We start from the raw sequence: 20,544 nt of genomic DNA on the forward strand, positions 1-20,544 counted from the left end.
GAGCCGCTCGCGGCGGCGGATTGATAATTGTCAGTGCCGGGCAGCGCTTTGCGCTACAATCCGCGCCGGGAAGTCGGCCAGGCAGTCGCCGCGTGCTTGCACGGGGAGGAAAGTCCGGGCTCCAAAGGGCAGGATGCTGGCTAACGGCCAGGCGTCGTGAGGCGACGGAAAGTGGAACAGAGAGCTGAACCGCCGATGGCCGGATGTGTCACCCGCAAGGGTGCGCATCGTACTGTTCAGGGCAGAATACGCGCTGCGTGCAGCGTACGTTTTGCGTTAGTGCTGGTTCGCCAGCCCGCTGACAGCGGCACAGGCAAGGGTGAAAAGGTGCGGTAAGAGCGCACCGCGGACGTAGCGATACGGACGGCAGGCTAAACCCCATCCGGAGCAAGACCAAATAGGGGTACATTGGCGTGGCCCGCGCTGTACCCGGGTAGGTTGCTTGAGCTTGTCGGTAACGGCAAGACTAGAGGAATGACTGTCCAACGACAAAACCCGGCTTATCGACCGACTTCCCACCCCCATCCCTTCCGCAACATCCCCCGTTTTTCACTTGTCATGCAGGCGGCCGCCAGCGGCCAGGGCCACGCAGCAGCCGGCGTTGTTTTAGCTTAAAAAATAAGCAAAAAGGTTTTTACCGCCTGCGCAAAAGGCAGTACAATGGCCGCCCTTTCGCCCTCCATGTCTTTCTTTTGCAATGCAAATCGGCCCTTACACGCTCAAGAACCAGCTGATCGTTGCCCCCATGGCGGGTGTCACCGACCGGCCGTTCCGCATGCTGTGCAAGAGACTGGGCGCCGGCATGGCGGTGTCGGAGATGATCACCGCCAACAAGGCGTTGTGGACCACCAAGAAAACCCTGCTGCGCGCCGACCACAGCGGCGAAGTCGAGCCCATCGTGGTGCAGATCGCCGGCGGCGACGCGGCGATGCTGGCCGAGGCGGCGCAGCTGAACGTGGCGCGCGGCGCGCAGATCATCGACATCAACATGGGCTGCCCGGCGAAGAAGGTGTGCAATGTCGCCGCCGGCTCTGCGCTGCTGCGCGACCTCGACAACGTTGGCCGCATCCTCGACGCGGTGGTGCGCGCGGTGGACGTGCCGGTGACGCTGAAGACCCGCACCGGCTGGAGCAGCGAGGTGAAGACCGCGCTGCAGGTGGCGAAGATGGCCGAGGAGGCCGGCATCGCCGCGCTGGCGCTGCACGGGCGCACGCGCGAGGACATGTACCGCGGCGCCGCCGAGTACGACACCATCGCCGCGGTGAAGCAGGCGGTGGCTATCCCGGTGATCGCCAACGGCGACATCGACAGCCCGCACAAGGCGAAGCAGGTGCTGGATGCGACTGGCGCCGACGCGATCATGATCGGCCGCGCCGCACAGGGGCGGCCGTGGATCTTCCGCGAGATCCAGCATTTTCTGGATACCGGCGAGACGCTGCTGCCGCCGCGCATCAGCGAGATCGACGACATCATGCAGGGCCACCTCGACGAGCTGTACCGTTTTTACGGCGAATATTCCGGCTGCCGCATCGCGCGCAAGCACATCGCCTGGTACACCCGCGGCCTGCGTGGCAGCAACGAATTCCGTCAGGCGATGTACGCGCTGGAATCGACCAGCACGCAGCGCCAGGCAGTGGCACAGTATTTTGCGCAGCTTGCGGCCAGTTCCGAGCGGCTGGAGTACGTGTCCACCGGACCGCACGAGGACGAGGACGCGACAGCGTGTGCGGGCGATTAAGCAACAATACGAAGCGGCAAACCATGAACAACAATAACGACGATATTTCCCATTGCGTCAGGCTGGCGATGGAGCAGTACTTCCGCGACCTGGACGGCGAGATGCCGGCCGCCATCTATGACATGGTGCTGGCGCGGGTGGAAAAACCGCTGCTGGAGGTGGTGCTCAACCACACCCAGGGCAACCAGACGCGCGCGGCCGAGCTGCTCGGCCTCAACCGCAACACGCTGCGCAAGAAGATGAAATCGTACGACCTGATTTGAAACCGAAGCCATCCGCCGTCGCGGATGGCTTTTCTTTGGATAACGAACTCCCCTGCAGCGCAGGGGCGGGGGACGGGATCACCAGCACCGGCCGGCGCCAGCGCGCCGGCCGGTATACAGCAAGATTTGAGTTGGCCGCGGGCGTGCCCGTTGCCACGTTTTACTTTGAAGGCGGTAGAAAACCATGACCAAGATCGAACGTGCGCTGATCAGCGTTTCTGACAAAACCGGCGTACTGGCATTTGCCCAGGCCCTGGCCGGCTTTGGTGTCGAAATCCTCTCCACCGGCGGCACCTCCAAGCTGCTGCGCGACGCCGGCGTGCCGGTGATCGACGTATCGGATTACACCGGCTTTCCGGAAATGCTGGACGGCCGGGTCAAGACCCTGCACCCGAAAGTGCACGGCGGCATCCTCGGCCGTCGCGACCTGCCGGAGCACGTCGCCACCATGCAGGAACACGGCATCGGCAACATCGATCTGGTCTGTGTCAACCTCTACCCGTTCGAAGCCACCATCGCCAACCCGGACTGCCCGCTGGAAGACGCCATCGAGAACATCGACATCGGCGGCCCGACCATGGTGCGCTCCGCTGCGAAAAACTGGCAGCACGTGGCCATCGTCACCGATGCCGCTGACTACGACACCTTGGCCGCAGAAATGACGGCCAACGGCGGCAAGCTGTCCAAGCTGACCCGTCTCAACCTGTCGAAGAAGGCGTTCACCCACACCGCCGCCTACGACGGTGCGATCTCCAACTACCTGACCAGCCTGGTCGAAGGCGTCGACAGCGGCGTGCCGGAACGCGTGGCGTTCCCGAACCGCCTCAACGCGCAGTTCATCAAGGTGCAGGACATGCGCTACGGCGAGAACCCGCACCAGGCTGCCGCCTTCTACCGCGACCTCGATCCGGCCGCCGGCACCATCGCCGGTTACCGCCAGCTGCAGGGCAAGGAACTGTCCTACAACAACATCGCCGACGCCGATGCGGCGTGGGAAGCGGTGAAGACCTTCGACGCGCCGGCCTGCGTGATCGTCAAGCACGCCAACCCGTGCGGCGTGGCCATCGCCGCCGATACGCTGACTGCCTACAAGCTGGCGTTCGCCACCGACACCACCAGCGCCTTCGGCGGCATCATCGCCTTCAACCGTCCGGTGGATGCCGAGACCGTTGAAGCGGTGACCGGCCAGTTCTTGGAAGTGCTGATGGCCCCGGCGTTCACCGACGAAGCGAAGGCCATCATCGCCGCCAAGAAAAACGTGCGCGTGCTGGAGATCCCGCTGGAAGCCGGCGCCAACCGCTACGAGCTGAAGCGCGTCGGCGGCGGCGTGCTGGTGCAGACCCCGGACATCCGCAACGTCGGCCTGGACGAGCTGCGCGTGGTGACCAAGCGTGCGCCGACCGAACAGGAAATGGCCGACCTGCTGTTCGCCTGGCGCGTCGCCAAGTACGTGAAGTCCAACGCGATCGTGTTCTGCAAGAACGGCCAGACCGCCGGTATCGGCGCCGGCCAGATGAGCCGTGTCGACTCCACCCGCATCGCCGCGCGCAAGGCGCAGGATGCCGGCCTCAGCCTGATCGGTGCCGTGGCCTCGTCGGACGCGTTCTTCCCGTTCCGCGACGGCATCGACGTGATCGCCGAGCAGGGCATCAAGGCCATCATCCAGCCGGGCGGCTCGATGCGTGACGACGAGGTGTTCGCCGCCGCCGACGAGCACGGCATCGCCATGGTGCTGACCGGCGTGCGTCACTTCCGCCACTAATCTTCAATCGTTGCAAAGGTTGGCCGCAGCCTGCGGCCAACCGTGGCAGACCCGACCTCAAGGAAGCTGAGTCATGAAAGTACTCGTTATCGGTTCCGGCGGCCGCGAACACGCGCTGGCCTGGCGTGTGGCGCAATCGCCGCGCGTGTCCAAGGTATTCGTGGCGCCGGGTAACGCCGGTACCGCGCTCGATCCGCACCTGAGCAATGTCGCCATCACGGCCATTCCCGAGCTGATCGAGTTTGTAAAGCACGAGCAGATCGAACTGACCGTGGTCGGCCCGGAAGCGCCGCTGGCCGCCGGCGTGGTCGACGCCTTCCGCGCCGCCGGCCTGAAGATCTTCGGCCCGACGCAGTACTGCGCGCAGCTGGAAAGCTCCAAGGACTTCGCCAAGGCGTTCATGCAGCGCCACGGCATTCCGACCGCCGGCTACGAAACCTTCAGCGATGCCGCTGCCGCCCACGACTACGTTGCCCGCAAGGGTGCGCCGATCGTGATCAAGGCCGACGGCTTGGCCGCCGGCAAGGGCGTGGTGGTGGCGATGACGCTGGACGAGGCGCACGCCGCGATCGACGACATGCTGCTGGGCAACAAGATGGGTGACGCCGGCTCGCGCGTGGTGATCGAGGACTTCCTCGAAGGCGAGGAAGCCAGCTTCATCGTGATGGTCGACGGCGACAACGTGCTGGCGATGGCCACCAGCCAGGACCACAAGCGCCTGCTCGACGGCGACATGGGCCCCAACACCGGCGGCATGGGCGCCTACAGCCCGGCACCGGTGGTGACGCCGGAAGTGCACCACCGCGCGATGCGCGACATCATCCTGCCGACGGTGCGCGGCATGAAGGCCGACGGTCACAGCTATACCGGCTTCCTGTACGCCGGGCTGATGATCGACAAGCAGGGCAACCCGTACACCATCGAGTTCAACTGCCGCTTCGGCGATCCGGAAACGCAGCCGATCATGGCGCGCCTGAAATCCGACTTCACCGTGTTGCTGGAGGCCGGCATCAACGGCACCCTCGACAAGGTGGAAGCGGAGTGGGACCGCCGCGTGGCGATGGGCGTGGTGCTGGCTGCCGCCGGCTACCCGGACGCGCCGCGCAAGGGTGACGTGATCAGCGCCATCCCGGCCGCCACCGACGACACCTTCACCTTCCACGCCGGCAGCAGCGTCAACGACGCCGGCCAGCTGGTTACCAGCGGCGGCCGCGTACTGTGCGTGGTTGGCCTCGGCGACAGCGTGCGCGTGGCACAGCAGAAGGCGTACGCGGTCGCCGACCAGATCCAGTTCGCCGGCAAGCAGCTGCGCCGCGACATCGGCAACCGCGCACTGAACCGCGCCAAGTAAGGCGTGACGGCAGGCAGGCAACGGCACCTTCGGGTGCCGTTTTTCATGGTGGCTACCGCGGCAAAGCTTGCGGCAGCGGGCCGCGCGCGCGGTCTACACTGCAGTAAGCGTTGGCAAGAAAGGGTATGCCATGAACTTCCTGCGTCGCGTTGGCCTGCTGTGTTGCCTGGCGTTGCCCCTGCACGCCGCCGAGCCGCTGCAGCTGCGGCTGCTGACCGAAGACTACCCGCCGTTCAACATGCAGCTGGCGGACGGCCGGATCGGCGGCCTGTCCAGCGACATCGTGCGCGAGATCCTGCGCCGCGCCGGCATCGGCTACCGCATCGAGCTGCTGCCGTGGGTGCGCGCCTACAACAGCGCGGTGCTGGAGCCGAACACCTGCGTCTACTCCACCACCCGCACCGAGCAGCGCGAGCACCAGCTGCAGTGGATCGGCCCGGTGGTGGAAAACCCGTGGGTGCTGTACGGCCGCGACGACGGGCCGCAGGAGCTGAGCAATCTGGAGGCGGCGCGGCGCTACCGGCTGGGCGGCTATTCCGGCGACGCGGTGGCGCAGTACCTGATCAGCCGCGGCTTCGAGGTCGATCTGGCGTCCAACGACGTGCAGAACCTGCGCAAGCTGCAGGCCGGCCGCATCGACCTGTGGGCGACCGGCAAGTATCTCGGCGCCGCGCTGGTGGCGCGCGAAAAGGCCACCAGGCTGCGCCCGCTGCTGACCTTCAACACCACCTTTCTCTACCTCGCCTGCAACCAGATGATGGCGGACGGCACGGTGCGGCTGCTCAACGAGCACCTGCGAGGGATGCACAAAGACGGCACAGTGGCTAGAATCAACGCCCGTTACCTGAACGACTGAACGGAACCCGCCGCGCCGTGTGCGGTCTGTCCGGTCATCACCTTGCGACCTGCCATTACGTGAACCGTCAATTTCCCCGTCTGCCCCGCCACGGGCAACAGCGTGCCGCGCGCGGCCACCTGCAGCAGGGTGGCGTGATCGCCTACGCCACCGAGTCCTGTTTCGGGCTGGGCTGCGATCCGTTCGACGTGCGCGCCATCCGCCGCCTGCTGGCGATCAAGGCGCGCCCCAACCACAAGGGCCTGATCGTGATTGCGGCCAACCTTGAGCAGCTGCGGCCGCTGATCCGGCCGCTGACGCCGGCGCAGCTGGCCGTCGTCAACCGCTACTGGCCGGGGCCGTACACCTTTTTGCTGCCGGCCGCGCCGCGGGTGCCGGCACTGCTGCGCGGTCGCCACGACAAGATCGCGGTGCGCATCACCGCCCACGGCGAGGCGGCGGCGCTGTGCCTGGCGCTGGGCCACGCCATCGTGTCGACCTCGGCCAACCGCGCCGGCCAGCGCTCGCTGAAGACGGCGCGCGGCTGCCGCCAGGCCTTCGGCGCGCGGGTGCTGACGCTGCAGGGCCGCATCGGCAAGCGGCGCAAGCCTTCCACCATCATCGATCTCGATACCGGTCGCGTACTGCGCTGACCGCCAACCCAGGAGCCATCGTGCAAGAACTTTCGGTCATTGGTCTTATCCTCCATGCCAGCCTGCCGGTGCAGCTGGTGATGGCGGGGCTGGTGGTGCTGTCCCTGCTGTCGTGGGGCATCATCTTCAACAAGCTGGCGGTACTGCGCCGCGCCCGCCTCGCCACCCAGGACTTCGAGCAGCAGTTCTGGAGCGGCATCGACCTCAACCGCCTGTACGAGGACACCCGCCAGCATCACCGCTCCACCGGGGTGGAGAAGCTGTTCCAGGCCGGTTTTGCCGAGTTCATCAAGCTGCGGCGCCAGGGCGGTGTCGACAATTCCGAGCAGCTGGACGGCGCCCGCCGCGCGATGCGCGCCGCCGCGCAGCGCGAGCTGGACGCGCTGGACCACCACAACAGCTTCCTCGCCACCGTCGGCTCGGTCAGCCCCTATATCGGCCTGTTCGGCACGGTGTGGGGCATCATGCACGCCTTCATCGGCCTGGGTAACGCCGGCCAGGCCACGCTGGCCACGGTGGCGCCGGGCATCGCCGAGGCGCTGATCGCCACCGCCATCGGCCTGTTCGCGGCGATCCCGGCGGTGGTGGCCTACAACCGCTTCGCCGCCGACGTCGACCGCCTCGCCGGCCGTTTCGATTCCTTCATGGAAGAGTTTTCCAATATCCTGCAAAGGTTGGCCGCACGCTGACGCGGCGTGCCGGCCGCCGCCGTGCCGTGGCGCATGGCCAAGCTGCCGCAGATTTCCCCCGCAACAAGCCGTACGGCCGGCGCCAGCCGGCGCCCGGCCACCAACGCTAAGGACACGCAATGCTGCAGATACTCGGTAGGGCATCGTCGATCAATGTGCGCAAGGTCCTCTGGACCTGCGCCGAGCTGGACATCGCATTCGAGCGCGAGGACTGGGGCGCCGGCTTCCGCTCGACGCACAGTCCTGAATTCATGGCGCTGAATCCCAACGCCATGGTGCCGGTGATCAGGGACGACGATTTTGTGCTGTGGGAATCCAATACCATCATCCGCTACCTGGCGTCCCGCTACGGCGGCGAGTCGTTCTATCCGACGCCAGCGCAGGCCAGGGCCAGGGTGGACCAATGGCTGGACTGGCAGGCCACGGATCTCAACAACTCGTGGAGCTATGCCTTCATGTCGCTGGTTCGGCATTCGCCGCAACACCAGGATAGCGCCGCGCTGGCGCAGGCGTGCAGCACGTGGTCGCGGCATATGGCCATCCTCGAGCGACAGCTGGACCGCACCGGGGCCTACGTCAGCGGCGACGCGTTTTCGCTCGCCGACATCGCCATCGGGCTGTCGGTACACCGCTGGTTTGCCACCCCGCTCGCGCATCCGCCGCTGCCGGCGGTGGCGGCCTATTACGAGCGGCTGAGCCAGCGGCCGGGCTACCTGCTGCACGGCAGGAACGGCATGCCCTGAGCGCACGGGCCGCGGTGTCACTCCTGCCCGCCCCGAGCCAAAGCCGACGCCCCGCGTCGGCTTTTTTCATGCCCTCACAGCCTGGGCAGCGCAGTGGCGCGCAGGGTCTACAGTGAAGCAAGCGGCAGGCGGCCGCAGGCAACCGGCAGGAGAACGATGATGAGCGCAGTACGGATGGAACGGGACAGCATGGGCGAGCTGGCGGTGCCGGCCGACGCCCTCTACGGCGCGCAGACCCAGCGTGCGGTGCAGAATTTTCCGGTCAGCGGCCAGCGCCTGCCGGAAGGCTTCATTCGCGCGCTGCTGCTGGCCAAGTTGGCGGCGGCGCGCGCCAATGTCGCGCTGGGGCAGCTGACGGCGGCGCAGGGCGACGCCATCGCCGCCGCCTGCCGCCAGCTGCTGGACGACGCGGCGCTGATGACGCACTTTCCGCTGGACGTGTACCAGACCGGCTCCGGCACCAGCAGCAACATGAACGCCAACGAGGTGATCGCCACCCTCGCCAGCCGCGCGCTGGGCAGCGCGGTGAGCGCCAACGACCACGTCAACTGCGCACAGAGCAGCAACGATACCATCCCCAGCGCCATCCACATCGCGGCGGCGCTGGCGCTGCGCGAGCAGCTGCTGCCGGCCTTGCAGCACCTGCAACAGACCACGCAGGCCAAGGCGCAGCAGGTCGATCACCACATCAAGACCGGCCGCACCCACCTGATGGACGCGATGCCGGTACGCCTCGGCCAGAGCCTGAACGGCTGGGCGCAGCAGATTGCGGCCAACGTTGGCCACCTGCAGCAGCTGCGGCCCAGCCTGCTGCAGCTGGCGCAGGGCGGCACCGCGGTCGGCACCGGCATCAACGCCGACCCGCGCTTCGCCGCCCGTTTCTGCCAGGAACTGCAGGCGCTGACCGGGTTGGCGTTCGTGCCGGCGCCGGACTATTTCGCGGCGATGGGGGCGCAGGACACCGCGGTGGCGCTGTCCGGCCAGCTGCGCACCACCGCGGTGTCGCTGATGAAGATCGCCAACGACCTGCGCTGGATGAATTCCGGGCCGCTGGCCGGGCTGGGCGAGATCGAGCTGGAGGCGCTGCAGCCGGGCTCGTCCATCATGCCGGGCAAGGTCAACCCGGTGATCCCGGAGGCGACCTGCATGGTGGCGGCGCAGGTGATCGGGCTGGATGCAGCGATTGCGGTGGCGGGGCAGTCCGGCAATTTCGAGCTCAACGTGATGCTGCCGCTGATCGCCAGCAACCTGCTGAGCAGCATCGCGCTGCTGGCCAATGTGTCGCGGCTGCTGGCGGACAAGGCCATCGCCGGTTTCAGCGTCAACGAGTCGCGGCTGCAGCAGGCGCTGGCGCGCAACCCGATCCTGGTCACCGCGCTGAATCCGGTGATCGGCTACGCCCGCGCCGCCGAGATCGCCAAGCAGGCCTACCGCGAGGGCCGTGCCATCATCGATGTCGCCGCCGAAAACACCGGTCTCGACCGCGACGAGCTGGCGCGGTTGCTGGACCCGGCCAAGCTGACCCGCGGCGGGCTGTGACGCTGCGGCCAACGTTGGCCGCCGTCGTCGAGTATCTGCGGCGTGCAGGTGTGCGCTGTTCAGCACGCCTGCACGACGTGCCAGCACGGCTTGCTTGGCCGTGTGCGCCGTGTCGCGCGCAGGCTTGCCCGGTGAAGACCGCCGCTTAGCGTCCGCCGGCCGCGGTGCTGCCGGTGGCGGGGGCGCTGTCGGCGAGGCGGTCGAACAGCGCCAGCAGCGCATCGCTGTGCCGCTCCAGCTCGCGCATGTCGGCGACGATGCGCGCCTCCTCCAGCGCGCCGCCGGTGGCCGCGGCGCTGATGGCACTGCTGCCGTGGCGGCGGATCTGTTCCGCCAGCCGCTGCAGCTCGGCCTGCTGCGTGCCGCTGTCCAGCGCGCCCAGGTCGAGGCCGTCGTGGTGCTCGCCCAGCGGCTTGCCTTCCTCCAGCGCGTTGTAGGCCTGCTGCTTGTACATCACGTGGCCGATCTTCTGCAGCGACAGGTGCGACTTGTTGCGCACGCTGAGCACCTGCGCCAGCACCTGGTCGGACTGGCCGGCGAGGCTGGCGAAGCGCTGGCGGAACGATTCCACCGATTCCTTGACGTGGCCGGCGACACTGCCGGCCTCGCCGGCGCGCGCCTGCATGTGGCCGATGCGGCTGGAGAGGGTGGCGAGGATGTGCTGCACGCGGTTGGCGGTGTCCTTGCTGCGCTCGGCCAGCTTGCGCACCTCGTCGGCGACCACGGCAAAGCCGCGCCCGGTCTCGCCGGCGCGCGCCGCCTCGATCGCCGCATTCAACGCCAGCAGGTTGGTCTGGTCGGCGATGTCGGAGATCGCCGCCAGCGAGCTTTCGATGCCCTGCCATTCGCCGGCCAGCGCGCTGCTGGCCTCGTTCATGCTGCCGACGCTGCCGACGATGGTGTCCAGCTGGGTGGACAGCTGCTCGGCGCTGTGCAGGCTGTCGCGCGCGCCGCTGGCGGTGTCGCGGGTGATGCGGCCAACGTCGGCCATCGCCGCGCTGATGGCGCCGAGATCCTGCTGGCTGCTGGCGAGGTTGCTGCGCAGGTGCGGGTTGCTCAGCGCTGCCAGCTGCGACGACAGCCGGTTGCGGCGCACGAAGCTGTCGTTGTCCTGCATCGCCTGGATGGCGGTGTCCATCGCCTGCAGCGAGCTGGCCAGCACCCCGGGCAGGCCCTTGCTCAGCGGGCGGCGGCTGTAGTCGCCGGCGCTGACGCGGGCAAAGCAGGTGTTGACCTCCTTGAAGTAGGTCTCGATCTGGTCGAGGAAGTCGTTCAGCTCCCACGCCACCAGCCCGACCTCGCCCAGGTTGCGGGTGTCGGTGGCGCGGTGGTGCAGCTCGCCCTTGCAGGCGAGGCCCAGCTGCAGGTGCAGGGTGTCCAGCAGGCGGAAGATGCGGCCGCTGCTATGCCACAGGTACAGCGCCAGCGCGCTACCGCCGACGACCAGCAGCGCGCCCAGCGCCAGGCGCAGCGTATCGTCGAGGAAGAAGCTGCCGGCCACGTAGGCCAGGGTCAGCAGGTTGGAGGCGAGCAGCCAGTAGCCCATCTGCGTGCGCAGCAGTGGCGGCCATTTGCGGCGTTGTTTCATGTCGCGGCTCCCGGTTGTTCCAGCGCCAGCACGAACTGCTGGTAGCTGACTTGTTTGGCGGCCAGTTGCGCCAGCAGCCACTGCATCGACGCGTCCGGCGCCGCCGCCTTGCCGGCCTGTGCCTCGATCGCGCACATCTGCTGGTACAGCGGGGTGACCGCGGCGATGCCGGCGCGCGTCGGCTGGCGCCGTACCGAGTAGTAGCCGGCCAGTGTGCGCTGCGCGGTGTAGTCGGGGGTGATGTTGGCGAACACCCAGTAGTAGTCGCCCTGCGCGGTGTAGTTTTTCACCAGGCCGAAGAATTCCTGCCCCGCCTGCAGCGTCTGCCACAGCAGGCGGTACACGCCGCGGGGCATGTCGGGGTGGCGGATCAGGTTGTGCGGCTTGCCCAGCAGCTCGTGCTCGGCATAGCCGGCGATGCGCATGAAGGTGCGGTTGGCGTAGCTGATGTGGCCGGAAGGATCGGTCTTGGTGATGATCAGATCGTCGGGGGCCAGCTGGATTTCTCGTCCACCGGATAGGCGGGAGGATGGGCTCATGGTGCGCCTCTTGCAAAATGGGTCGGCGCCACTATACGGCGCCACCGCTCGTGGCAAGTGGCCAGCGGGCAAGCGCTTGTCCTGCGTCAACCTTGCCGCTTGTTTGCTTGGCATAGTTGCAACAGTTTGTTGCTGATTATGACAATATCGTTATAAATCAAGGCCATGCCGCGGCAAGAACAGCCTTTTCGGCATTTGCCCCTTGTGCCGCCGCGATGCGAAAGGCATTGTTGGCAGCCCAACCGGTAGACCGCCATGAACCTGACTTCGCACCAGCTGAAACTGCTCGCCGCCTTCCTTGCCCTGTACCTGATCTGGGGTTCCACCTACTTTGCCATCCACATCGCCGTGACGTCGTGGCCGCCGTTCCTGATGGCCGGGGTGCGCTTCGTGCTGGCCGGCACGCTGATGTACTGCTTCCTGCGCTGGCGCGGTGCGGCCAATCCCACGCTGGCGGAGCTGAAGGGCGCCACCCTGCTCGGCATCCTGATGCCGGCCATCGGCAACGGCTTCGTGACGCTGGCGCAGAAAGAGGTGTCCTCCGGCGTGGCGGCGCTGGTGGTGGCCACCGTGCCGCTGTTCGCCATCCTGTTCGCGCGCCTGTTCGGCCACCGCCCGCGCAAGATGGAGCTGGCCGGCGTGCTGCTGGGCATTGTCGGCATCGTGGTGCTGAACATGGGCAGCAACCTGCAGGCGTCGCCGGCCGGCGCCGCCGCGCTGCTGTTCGCCTCGGCCGGCTGGGCGCTGGGCTCGGCGTGGAGCAAGCATCTGACCCAGCCCAAGGGGCTGATGTCCAGCGCGATGATGATGCTCACCGGCGGCATCGCGCTGCTGCTGGGCAGTTTCGCCAGCGGCGAGCAGCTGCTGGCGCTGCCGCCGCTGTCCGGCTGGCTGGCGATGCTGTACCTGGCCGTTTTCGGCTCGCTGATCGCCTACACCGCCTACATGTTCCTGCTGCAGCACGTCAGCGCCGCGGCCGCCACCAGCTATGCCTACGTCAATCCGGTGATTGCGGTGTTGCTGGGGGTCGGCCTGCTGGGCGAACACATCGGCCCCGCCGAGCTGCTGTCGATGACCATCATCCTGGCCGGCGTGGGGCTGATCGGCTGGAAGAAGTCGCCGCGTTAGCCGGCGTTTCCGGATGCGCTGCGCTTATCCGGGCTAGCTGCCGCCACATCGAACCGCCCGCGAGGGCGGTTTTTTCTTGTGTGCTGTGATTAAGCACGCAGCTTGTGCTTGAGCGTCGCGATGCCCAACGTTTACCGCGTGGTCTTGCTGTGGTCGTCCCGGTGTGGAATCCGCGCCGCGGATACCACATCCGATGCGGCCAACCTTGGCCGCAGCCCCCTGCTGTCACTGTGTTGCGTTTTTGATACCTTGTTAATACCAGTTGCGTCATCGCGCCGACACCCCGCAACGCCAATGCTGGCGCGGCCCGGCGTTTTTCGATGCGAATTCACGCCACGAATGCTGCATTGCAGCGTTGGTATTTCGATTAACTGGTCTACAACTGGTATTGACGTGGTTGGGTAGTGGTATTAATTTTGCGGTAACTGAGCGGCTGGGACGGCAGGCGGCCAACACGTAAACTGATGCCTTTCCAAGACCACTTGAGGATTTCGCCATGGATGAACGCTGGCAGGCACTGAAACCAGACGAGGCGCAGAGCACGCCGCTGTACCTGCAGTTCGCCCGCAAGCTGGCCGACGCCATCAACGCCGGCTGGTGGCAGGCAGACGAGGCGCTGCCGTCGGAACGTACCTTCTCCGACGAGCTGGCGATCTCGCGCGTCACCGCCCGCAAGGCGCTGGACGTGCTGCTGGAGCAGGGGCTGATCCGCCGCCGCCAGGGCTCCGGCACCTTCATCACCCCGCGGCTGGAGCAGCCGCTGTCGCGACTGACCGGCTTTACCGAGATGCTGCGCATGAAGGGCTTCGAGCCGTCGTCGCTGTGGCTGGAGCGCAGTGTCGGCGCCCCGACACACGACGAGGTGATCAAGCTGGGCCTGTCGCCGACCGCGCAGGTGGTGCGGCTGAAACGGCAGCGGCTGGCGGACGGCGTGGTGATGGCGATCGAGCAGACCACGCTGCCGCTGGCCTACCTGCCCGATCCGCAGGCGGTGGGCAGTTCGCTGTACGCGCACCTCGACGGGCTGGGGCATTCGGTGGTCCGCGCGCTGCAGCACATCCGCGCGGTGAATGCCGGCGCCGAGATTGCCGCCGTCGCCGGCATCAAGCCCGGCGAGGCGATGTTGCTGATGACCCGTATCGGTTATACCGCCGACAACGTGGCCATCGAGCTGACCGACACCTGGTGTCGCAACGATTACTACGACTTTGTCGCTGAGCTGAGACGATGACTACACGGGTACTGCAGGGACGGATGCTGACTACCGCCGGCTGGCTGGATGGCGAGCTGCATCTGGATGACAACGGCCGCATCGCCGCCATCGACGGCCGCCTGGCCGGTGCCGGCGAGCCGGCGCGCTACCTGCTGCCCGGCTTCATCGACCTGCACGTCCACGGCGGCGGCGGGGTGGACATCATGCAGGGCGGCAGTGCCGTCAGCCACGTTGGCCGCACCCACGCCCGCTTCGGCACCACTTCGCTGCTGGCCACCACCATGACCGCGCCGCGCGCCGAGCTGGAACGGGTGCTGGCGGCGCTGGGACAGCACAGCACCGTGCGCGCCACCGGCAGCGCCCGCGTGCTGGGCGTGCACCTGGAAGGCCCCTACATCAACCCCGGCAAGCTGGGCGCGCAGCCGGACGACGCGGTGGCGGCGGTGATGGCGGAGATCGACTACTACCGGTCGCTGGCGCCGCTGAAGGTGCTGACGCTGGCACCGGAAATCGCCGGCCACCACGAGGTGATCCGCCGCCTGAGCGCAGACGGCATCCGCGTGCAGATCGGCCACAGCCTGGGGAGTTACGAAGACGGCGTGGCCGCGCTGCAACAGGGCGCCAGCGGCTTCACCCACCTGTTCAACGCCATGACCGGGCTGCACCACCGCGCGCCGGGCATGGTCGGCGCCGCGCTGGCGCACGCCGAATACGCCGAGCTGATCCCCGACCTGCTGCACGTGCACCCCGGCGCGATGCACGCTGCGCTGCGCGCGATCCCGCGGCTGTACTGCGTGACCGATTCCACCGCCGCCGCCGGCATGCCGGACGGCGAATACCAGCTCGGCTCCCACACCGTGACCAAGTGCATGGGTGGCGTGCGCCTCGCCGACGGCACCCTGGCCGGCAGCACCCTGACCATGGATCAGGCACTGCGCAACCTGGTGCAGATCGGCCTGCCGCTGGCGCAGGCCAGTAACCGGCTGTCGCTGTACCCGGCCGACTACCTGGGCGTGACCGATCGCGGCCGGCTGGAAGCCGGCGCCTGGGCCGACATCGTGGTGATGGACCCGCAACTGGCGGTGCAACAAGTTTTCGTAGAAGGAGAGTGCCTTGAGCTCGCTAATGCTTGAAGAAGCCCTGTTTGCCGCCGAAGCGGTCGCCGCCCAACACATGTACGCCGACGAGGGGCTGGCGGTACTGGCACGGGAGCTGGCCAAGGCGCCGCCGCAGCTGGCGCTGACCGTGGCGCGCGGCAGTTCCGACCATGCGGCCAACTATTTCGCCTACCTAGCGATGCAGCGCACCGGCACCCCGGTGGTGTCGCTGCCGATGTCGCTGCTCACCCTGCACCACGCGCCGCTGCAGGTGAAAAACCAGCTGGCGGTGGCGCTGTCGCAGTCCGGTCGCAGCCCGGACCTGGTCGACACCATGAGCGCGCTGTCCGCCGCCGGCGCCCGCACCGTGGCACTGGTCAACCAGCCGGATTCGCCGCTGGCCGCCGCCTGCGAGTGGTCGCTGCCGCTGTGCGCCGGCACCGAGAAAAGCGTCGCCGCCACCAAGAGCTATATCGCCTCGCTGTCCGCCGTCGCCCGGCTGGTGGCGCACTGGCAGCAGGACGAAGCGCTGTTGGCGGCGCTGGCCGAGTTGCCGGACGCGCTGCAGCAGGCAACGCGCCAGGACTGGTCGCCGGCGATCGAGGTGCTGCAGCGCGCCGAGCGCATCATGGTGGTGGGCCGCGGCCTCGGCTTTGCCGTGGCGCTGGAATCGGCGCTGAAATTCAAGGAAACCTGCGCCATCCAGGCGGAGGCCTTCTCCGGCGCCGAGATCAAGCACGGCCCGATGGCGCTGATCGACACCGGCTACCCGCTGCTGGTGTACGCGCCGCGCGGCCCGGAACAGGCCGGCCTGATCGTGCTGGCCGATGAGATGCGCGGCCGTGGCGCCCGCGTGCTGCTGGCGGCGCCGGCGGATGTCGCCAGCCGCGACCTGACGCTGGCGGTGGCGGGCGACACGGCGCTGGACCCGCTGCTGGCGATCCAGAGCTTCTACCTGATGGCGGCGCGCCTGTCCGAAGCGCGCGGGCTGAACCCGGATGAGCCGCGGCATCTGAACAAGGTGACCTGCACGCTCTAAAGCGTCGCTGCCGGCGGCACCACGCCGCCACAATCCTCACAAGAACAACACACACAAGCACGACTGCGCGTACGGCTGGGGAAAGCCGCACCCGCAACACCAGAAAACGGAGGCATCCCATGTCCGCAACCATCACGTTGGCCGCACCGTTGAGCGGCCTTGCGCTCCCCCTGTCTGCCGTGCCGGACCCGGTGTTTGCCGGCGGCATGATGGGCGCCGGCCTCGCCATCGAGCCGCTGTCGACCACGCTGCTGGCGCCGTGCGCCGGCGACATCATCCAGCTGTCCGCCACCGGCCACGCACTGACCCTGCGCGCGGCCAATGGCGCCGAGGTGCTGCTGCACATCGGCATCGACACCGTGAAGCTGGGCGGTGCCGGCTTCACGCCGCTGGTGGCCACGGGCGCGCAGGTGGTCTGCGGCCAACCCTTGATCGAGTTTGACATCGACGCCATCGCCCGCCGCGCGCCGTCGCTGCTGACCGTGATCGTGGTCAGCAACAGCGACGCGATGACGCTGTCCGACTGTGCCAGCGGCCCGGTGCAGGCCGGTGCCGCCGGTCTGCTGACCATCCGCGCCAACGGGGTGGATCAGGCGTCCGCGCCGGCCGCCGCGCCGGCCTGCAGCGACAGCGCGCGGGTGGCGCACGAGGGCGGCCTGCACGCGCGCCCCAGCGCCTTGCTGCAGGGCGTGGCGCGCCGTTTCGACGCGCAGCTGGACATCGAATTCAACGGCCAGCGCGCCAACGCCCGCAGCGTTACCGCGCTGATGACGCTGGGCGTGGGTGAGGGCGATCGCGTCACCGTGCACGCCGGCGGCGCGCAGGCGGCGGAGGCGCTGGCGGCGATGCTGGCGGCGCTTCAGACCGCCACCGCGGCCGGTCACGTGCCGGTGGCGGCTGCGGTCACGGCGCCGGCGGCCCGTAGCGACGGCAAGCTCGGCGGCGTCTGCGCCGCGCCGGGGATGGCGGTCGGCACCGTGGTGTTGCTGGCACAGCAGGAGCGGGTGCTCGACGAGCGCGGCCACGGCATTGAGCAGGAGCTGGCGGCACTGACGCGGGCGCTGGCCCAGGTGCAGCAGGCGGTGGCAGAGGACGTGGCGCAGGCCGAGGCGCGCGGTGCACACGCCGAGAGCGAGATTTTCGGCGCCCATCTGGCCCTGCTGGACGACCCGCAGCTGCAGCAGGCGGCGGAGGGTTTCGTGCGTGACGGCTGCAGCGCGGCGTTTGCCTACCGCCGCGCCATCCGGCAGCAGAGCGAGGTGCTGCTGGCGCTGGGCAATGCGCTGCTGGCCGAGCGCGTCGCCGATCTGAAGGATCTGGAGCGCCGCGTCATCAGCGCGCTGCTGGGCGAGGTGCCGGAGCTGGCCGAGCTGCCGCCGCAGGCGGTGGTGGTCGCCGACGACCTGACGCCGTCGCAACTGACGCGGCTGCCGCGCGAACGTCTCGCCGCGCTGGTGCTGGCCCGTGGCGGCGCCAGCAACCACGTCGCCATCCTCTGCCGCGCGCTGGCGATCCCGTCGCTGGTCGCCGCCGGCGACGCGGTGCTGGCACTGGCCGCCGGCAGCACGGTGTGGCTGGACGCCGGCGACGGCTGGCTCGACCCGGCGCTGACTGCGGCCAACCTTGCCGCCGCGCACCAGCAGATCGCAGGGCGCGAGGCGCGGCGCGACAGCCTGCGCCGGCACGCCGCCGCCCCGGCGCACACGCTGGACGGCGTGGCCATCGAGGTCGCCGCCAACATCGTCAACGCGGCCGAGGCCGCGGCGGCGGTGCGCCACGGTGCCGACGGCGTCGGCCTGCTGCGCACCGAATTCCTGTTTGCCCACCGCAGCGACGCCCCGGACGAAGCCGAGCAGCGTGCCGCCTGCCAGGCGGTGCTGGACGCGCTGGACGGCCGCACGGCCATCATCCGTACCCTCGACGCCGGTGGTGACAAGGAGGTGCCCTACCTGCCGCTGCCGCCGGAAGACAACCCGGCGCTGGGCCTGCGCGGCATCCGCACCGGGCTGGCGATGCCGGCGGTGCTGGACAGCCAGCTGCGCGCGCTGTTGTCGCTCACACCGCTGTCGCGGCTGCGCATCCTGCTTCCGATGATTACCGACCTGTCCGAGCTGCAGCAGGTGCGTACCCGCATCGACGAGCTGGCGCGCGAGATGGGGCTGAGCGAGCGGCCGCAGCTGGGGGTGATGATCGAAGTGCCGTCCGCGGCGCTGCTGGCCGAGCAGCTGGCCGCCCACGCCGACTTCCTGTCCATCGGCACCAATGACCTGACGCAGTACACGCTGGCGATGGACCGCTGCAGCCCGGCGCTGGCGGCGCGGCTGGATCCGCTGCATCCGGCGGTGCTGCGCCTGATCGAGATGACGGTGCGCGGCGCGCGCCAGCACGGGCGTTGGGTCGGCGTCTGCGGCGCGATGGCGTCGGATCTGGCGGCGGTGCCGGTACTGCTGGGCCTGGGCGTCACCGAGCTGTCTGTCAGCCCGGCGCTGGTGCCGGAGGTGAAGGCCTGCGTCCGCCAGCTGCAGCTGGCGCAGTGCCGCGAACAGGCACAGGCGCTGCTGCAGCAAAGCTCGCCGCAGGCGGTGCGCGCGCTGTTGCAGCTGGCGGATACCGGCCAGCACTGAGGCGCACACGCAGAACACAACACAGCGTGGCGGGCCTCGCCGCCACGACTGATTCATAAACGAGGCAGAGGAGAACACAGTGAATACTACGAGCAAATTTGCCGGTATCCAGCAGCTGGGTCGCGCGCTGATGCTGCCGATCGCGGTGCTGCCGGTGGCCGGCCTGCTGTTGCGGCTGGGGCAGCCCGACCTGTTGAATATCGCGGTGATGGCGCAGGCCGGCGATGCCATCTTCGCCAACCTGGCGCTGCTGTTCGCCATCGGCGTGGCGGTCGGTTTCGCCCGCGACAACAACGGCACCGCCGGTCTGGCCGGCGCCATCGGCTACCTGGTGCTGACCGCGGTGCTGAAGGTGATCGACGCCAAGATCAATATGGGCGTGCTGGCCGGCATCACCGCCGGCATCAGCGCCGGCCTGCTGTACAACCGCTACAAGGACATCGCGCTGCCGTCCTACCTCGCCTTCTTCGGCGGCAAGCGCTTCGTGCCGATCGCCACCGGTTTCGCCATGTTGCTGGCCGGCGTGGTGCTGGGCCAGGTGTGGCCGCCGGTGCAGCACGGCATCGACAGCGTCGGCCACTGGCTGATCAACGCCGGCGAGATCGGGCTGTTCATCTACGGCGTGCTCAACCGCCTGCTGATCGTCACCGGCCTGCACCACATCCTCAATTCGCTGGTGTGGTTCGTGTTCGGCAGCTTCCCCGACCCGGCGATTGCCGGCAAGGTGGCCACCGGCGATCTCAACCGCTTCTTCGCCGGTGATCCGGGCGCCGGGCAATTCATGGCCGGCTTTTTCCCGGTGATGATGTTCGGCCTGCCGGCGGCGTGCCTGGCGATGTACCGCGCCGCGCTGCCGGAAAACAAGCAGGCGGTCGGCGGCATCCTGCTGTCGATGGCGCTGACCGCGGCGCTGACCGGCGTCACCGAGCCGGTGGAGTTCGCCTTCATGTTCCTGGCGCCGCTGCTGTACGCCATCCACGCGGTGCTGACCGGGCTGTCGATGGCGCTGATGCACGCGCTGGACATCCGCCTCGGCTTCACCTTCTCCGCCGGCCTGTTCGACTACGCGCTGTCGGCGGGCAAGGGGCAGAACCCGCTGCTGATGCTGCCGGTGGGCGTGGCCTACTTTGCCGTCTACTACGGCGTGTTCAGCTTCTTCATCCGCAAGTACAACCTGCTGACGCTGGGTCGCGAGCCGGCCAGCAGCACCACGCTTGCGGCCAACGTTGGCCGCAAGGGCAGTGCGCGCGCCGCAGGCTTCATCACCGCGCTGGGTGGCGGCGCCAATCTCAAATCGGTGGATGCCTGCACCACGCGCCTGCGCCTGCAGGTGGGCCGCAACGAGCTGGTGGACGAGGCGGCGCTGAAGGCGCTGGGCTCGCGCGGGCTGATCCGCCCGGCCGCCGGCAGCGTGCAGGTGGTGCTGGGGCCGGAGGCGGAAATCGTCGCCGACGAGATCCGCAGCGCGCTGGCGAACGGCGTGGTAACGGCGGACGACAACGATATCGACCGTGCGCAGTGGCTGGCGGCGCTGGGCGGCGCGGCCAACGTCAAGGCGGTGGCACTGGTGGCCGGCAGCCGGCTGCGGGTGGAGCTGGCCGACGCCAGCCGCGTCGATAGTGCACAGCTGAGCGCGCTGGGCGTCGCCGGGGTGATGCCGCTGCCGGGCAACCTGCTGCACCTGGTGCTGGGTGCGGACGCGCCGCGCTACGCGGCCGCGCTGCAGGTGTAAGCGTTCGCCGC

Annotated in this window: 17 protein-coding genes and 1 other RNA gene; 16 read left to right on the forward strand and 2 right to left on the reverse strand. The window is 68.3% G+C overall.

Annotated features, from left to right (window positions below; genetic code table 11):
* Positions 1-69: 69 nt before the first annotated feature.
* The 10 genes from rnpB (at position 70) to C8E02_RS15780 (ending at position 9,573) form a co-directional block, all read left to right on the forward strand.
* Positions 70-519, forward strand: an RNA gene (rnpB, locus tag C8E02_RS15735) — RNase P RNA component class A.
* Positions 520-697: 178 nt separating this feature from the next.
* Complete coding sequence (gene dusB / locus C8E02_RS15740; RefSeq protein WP_047968349.1) at positions 698-1,738, forward strand: tRNA dihydrouridine synthase DusB; 1,041 nt, start codon at positions 698-700, stop codon at positions 1,736-1,738.
* 23 nt (positions 1,739-1,761) lie between these two features.
* On the forward strand, positions 1,762-2,001 hold the full coding sequence (fis, locus tag C8E02_RS15745) for a DNA-binding transcriptional regulator Fis (protein WP_047968348.1): 240 nt from the start codon (positions 1,762-1,764) through the stop codon (positions 1,999-2,001).
* A 184-nt stretch (positions 2,002-2,185) separates the two neighbouring features.
* On the forward strand, positions 2,186-3,763 hold the full coding sequence (purH, locus tag C8E02_RS15750) for a bifunctional phosphoribosylaminoimidazolecarboxamide formyltransferase/IMP cyclohydrolase (protein WP_047968347.1): 1,578 nt from the start codon (positions 2,186-2,188) through the stop codon (positions 3,761-3,763).
* Between the two features lie 73 nt (positions 3,764-3,836).
* Complete coding sequence (gene purD, locus C8E02_RS15755; protein WP_120812359.1) at positions 3,837-5,114, forward strand: phosphoribosylamine--glycine ligase; 1,278 nt, start codon at positions 3,837-3,839, stop codon at positions 5,112-5,114.
* 130 nt (positions 5,115-5,244) lie between these two features.
* The gene (locus tag C8E02_RS15760; RefSeq protein WP_120812361.1) at positions 5,245-5,970 is read left to right on the forward strand and encodes a substrate-binding periplasmic protein; all 726 of its coding nucleotides are present in this window, start codon (positions 5,245-5,247) and stop codon (positions 5,968-5,970) included.
* 59 nt (positions 5,971-6,029) lie between these two features.
* Positions 6,030-6,602 carry an L-threonylcarbamoyladenylate synthase type 1 TsaC gene (tsaC, locus tag C8E02_RS15765; RefSeq protein WP_211329268.1) on the forward strand — a complete coding sequence of 191 codons (573 nt, stop codon included), beginning with the start codon at positions 6,030-6,032 and terminating at the stop codon, positions 6,600-6,602.
* Positions 6,603-6,622: 20 nt separating this feature from the next.
* Positions 6,623-7,291 carry a protein TolQ gene (gene tolQ, locus C8E02_RS15770; protein WP_120812364.1) on the forward strand — a complete coding sequence of 223 codons (669 nt, stop codon included), beginning with the start codon at positions 6,623-6,625 and terminating at the stop codon, positions 7,289-7,291.
* A 119-nt stretch (positions 7,292-7,410) separates the two neighbouring features.
* A complete protein-coding gene (locus C8E02_RS15775; RefSeq protein ID WP_120812366.1) occupies positions 7,411-8,034 on the forward strand; it encodes a glutathione S-transferase family protein in 624 nt (207 codons plus the stop codon).
* 159 nt (positions 8,035-8,193) lie between these two features.
* The gene (locus tag C8E02_RS15780) at positions 8,194-9,573 is read left to right on the forward strand and encodes a class II fumarate hydratase (protein WP_120812577.1); all 1,380 of its coding nucleotides are present in this window, start codon (positions 8,194-8,196) and stop codon (positions 9,571-9,573) included.
* Positions 9,574-9,718: 145 nt separating this feature from the next.
* Here C8E02_RS15780 and C8E02_RS17765 read toward each other — a convergent pair whose 3' ends face one another.
* Both C8E02_RS17765 and C8E02_RS15790 read right to left on the reverse strand, forming a co-directional pair.
* Positions 9,719-11,161, reverse strand: coding sequence for a methyl-accepting chemotaxis protein (locus C8E02_RS17765; RefSeq protein ID WP_120812369.1), 1,443 nt, complete (start codon positions 11,159-11,161; stop codon positions 9,719-9,721).
* Positions 11,158-11,700: a PAS domain-containing protein gene (locus C8E02_RS15790; protein ID WP_047968340.1), complete on the reverse strand. Its 543-nt coding sequence runs from the start codon at positions 11,698-11,700 to the stop codon at positions 11,158-11,160. Before C8E02_RS15790 ends, C8E02_RS17765 begins: the two co-directional genes overlap by 4 nt.
* Before the next feature lie 255 nt (positions 11,701-11,955).
* Here C8E02_RS15790 and yedA point away from each other — a divergent pair, with 255 nt between their 5' ends.
* The 6 genes from yedA to nagE all read left to right on the forward strand — a co-directional run bounded on the left by yedA (position 11,956) and on the right by nagE (position 20,533).
* On the forward strand, positions 11,956-12,828 hold the full coding sequence (gene yedA, locus C8E02_RS15795; RefSeq protein ID WP_120812371.1) for a drug/metabolite exporter YedA: 873 nt from the start codon (positions 11,956-11,958) through the stop codon (positions 12,826-12,828).
* 496 nt (positions 12,829-13,324) lie between these two features.
* A complete protein-coding gene (locus C8E02_RS15800) occupies positions 13,325-14,059 on the forward strand; it encodes a GntR family transcriptional regulator (protein ID WP_120812374.1) in 735 nt (244 codons plus the stop codon).
* Positions 14,056-15,174, forward strand: coding sequence for an N-acetylglucosamine-6-phosphate deacetylase (gene nagA / locus C8E02_RS15805; RefSeq protein WP_120812377.1), 1,119 nt, complete (start codon positions 14,056-14,058; stop codon positions 15,172-15,174). The genes C8E02_RS15800 and nagA overlap by 4 nt, the downstream gene beginning before the upstream one ends.
* The gene (locus C8E02_RS15810) at positions 15,155-16,177 is read left to right on the forward strand and encodes an SIS domain-containing protein (protein ID WP_245961178.1); all 1,023 of its coding nucleotides are present in this window, start codon (positions 15,155-15,157) and stop codon (positions 16,175-16,177) included. The genes nagA and C8E02_RS15810 overlap by 20 nt, the downstream gene beginning before the upstream one ends.
* 119 nt (positions 16,178-16,296) lie before the next feature.
* The gene (gene ptsP / locus C8E02_RS15815) at positions 16,297-18,801 is read left to right on the forward strand and encodes a phosphoenolpyruvate--protein phosphotransferase (RefSeq protein ID WP_120812383.1); all 2,505 of its coding nucleotides are present in this window, start codon (positions 16,297-16,299) and stop codon (positions 18,799-18,801) included.
* Between the two features lie 79 nt (positions 18,802-18,880).
* Positions 18,881-20,533 carry an N-acetylglucosamine-specific PTS transporter subunit IIBC gene (gene nagE / locus C8E02_RS15820; protein WP_120812386.1) on the forward strand — a complete coding sequence of 551 codons (1,653 nt, stop codon included), beginning with the start codon at positions 18,881-18,883 and terminating at the stop codon, positions 20,531-20,533.
* Positions 20,534-20,544 lie beyond the last annotated feature (11 nt).

Source organism: Vogesella indigofera (assembly GCF_003633895.1).
GTDB classification, from domain to species: Bacteria; Pseudomonadota; Gammaproteobacteria; order Burkholderiales; family Chromobacteriaceae; genus Vogesella; species Vogesella indigofera.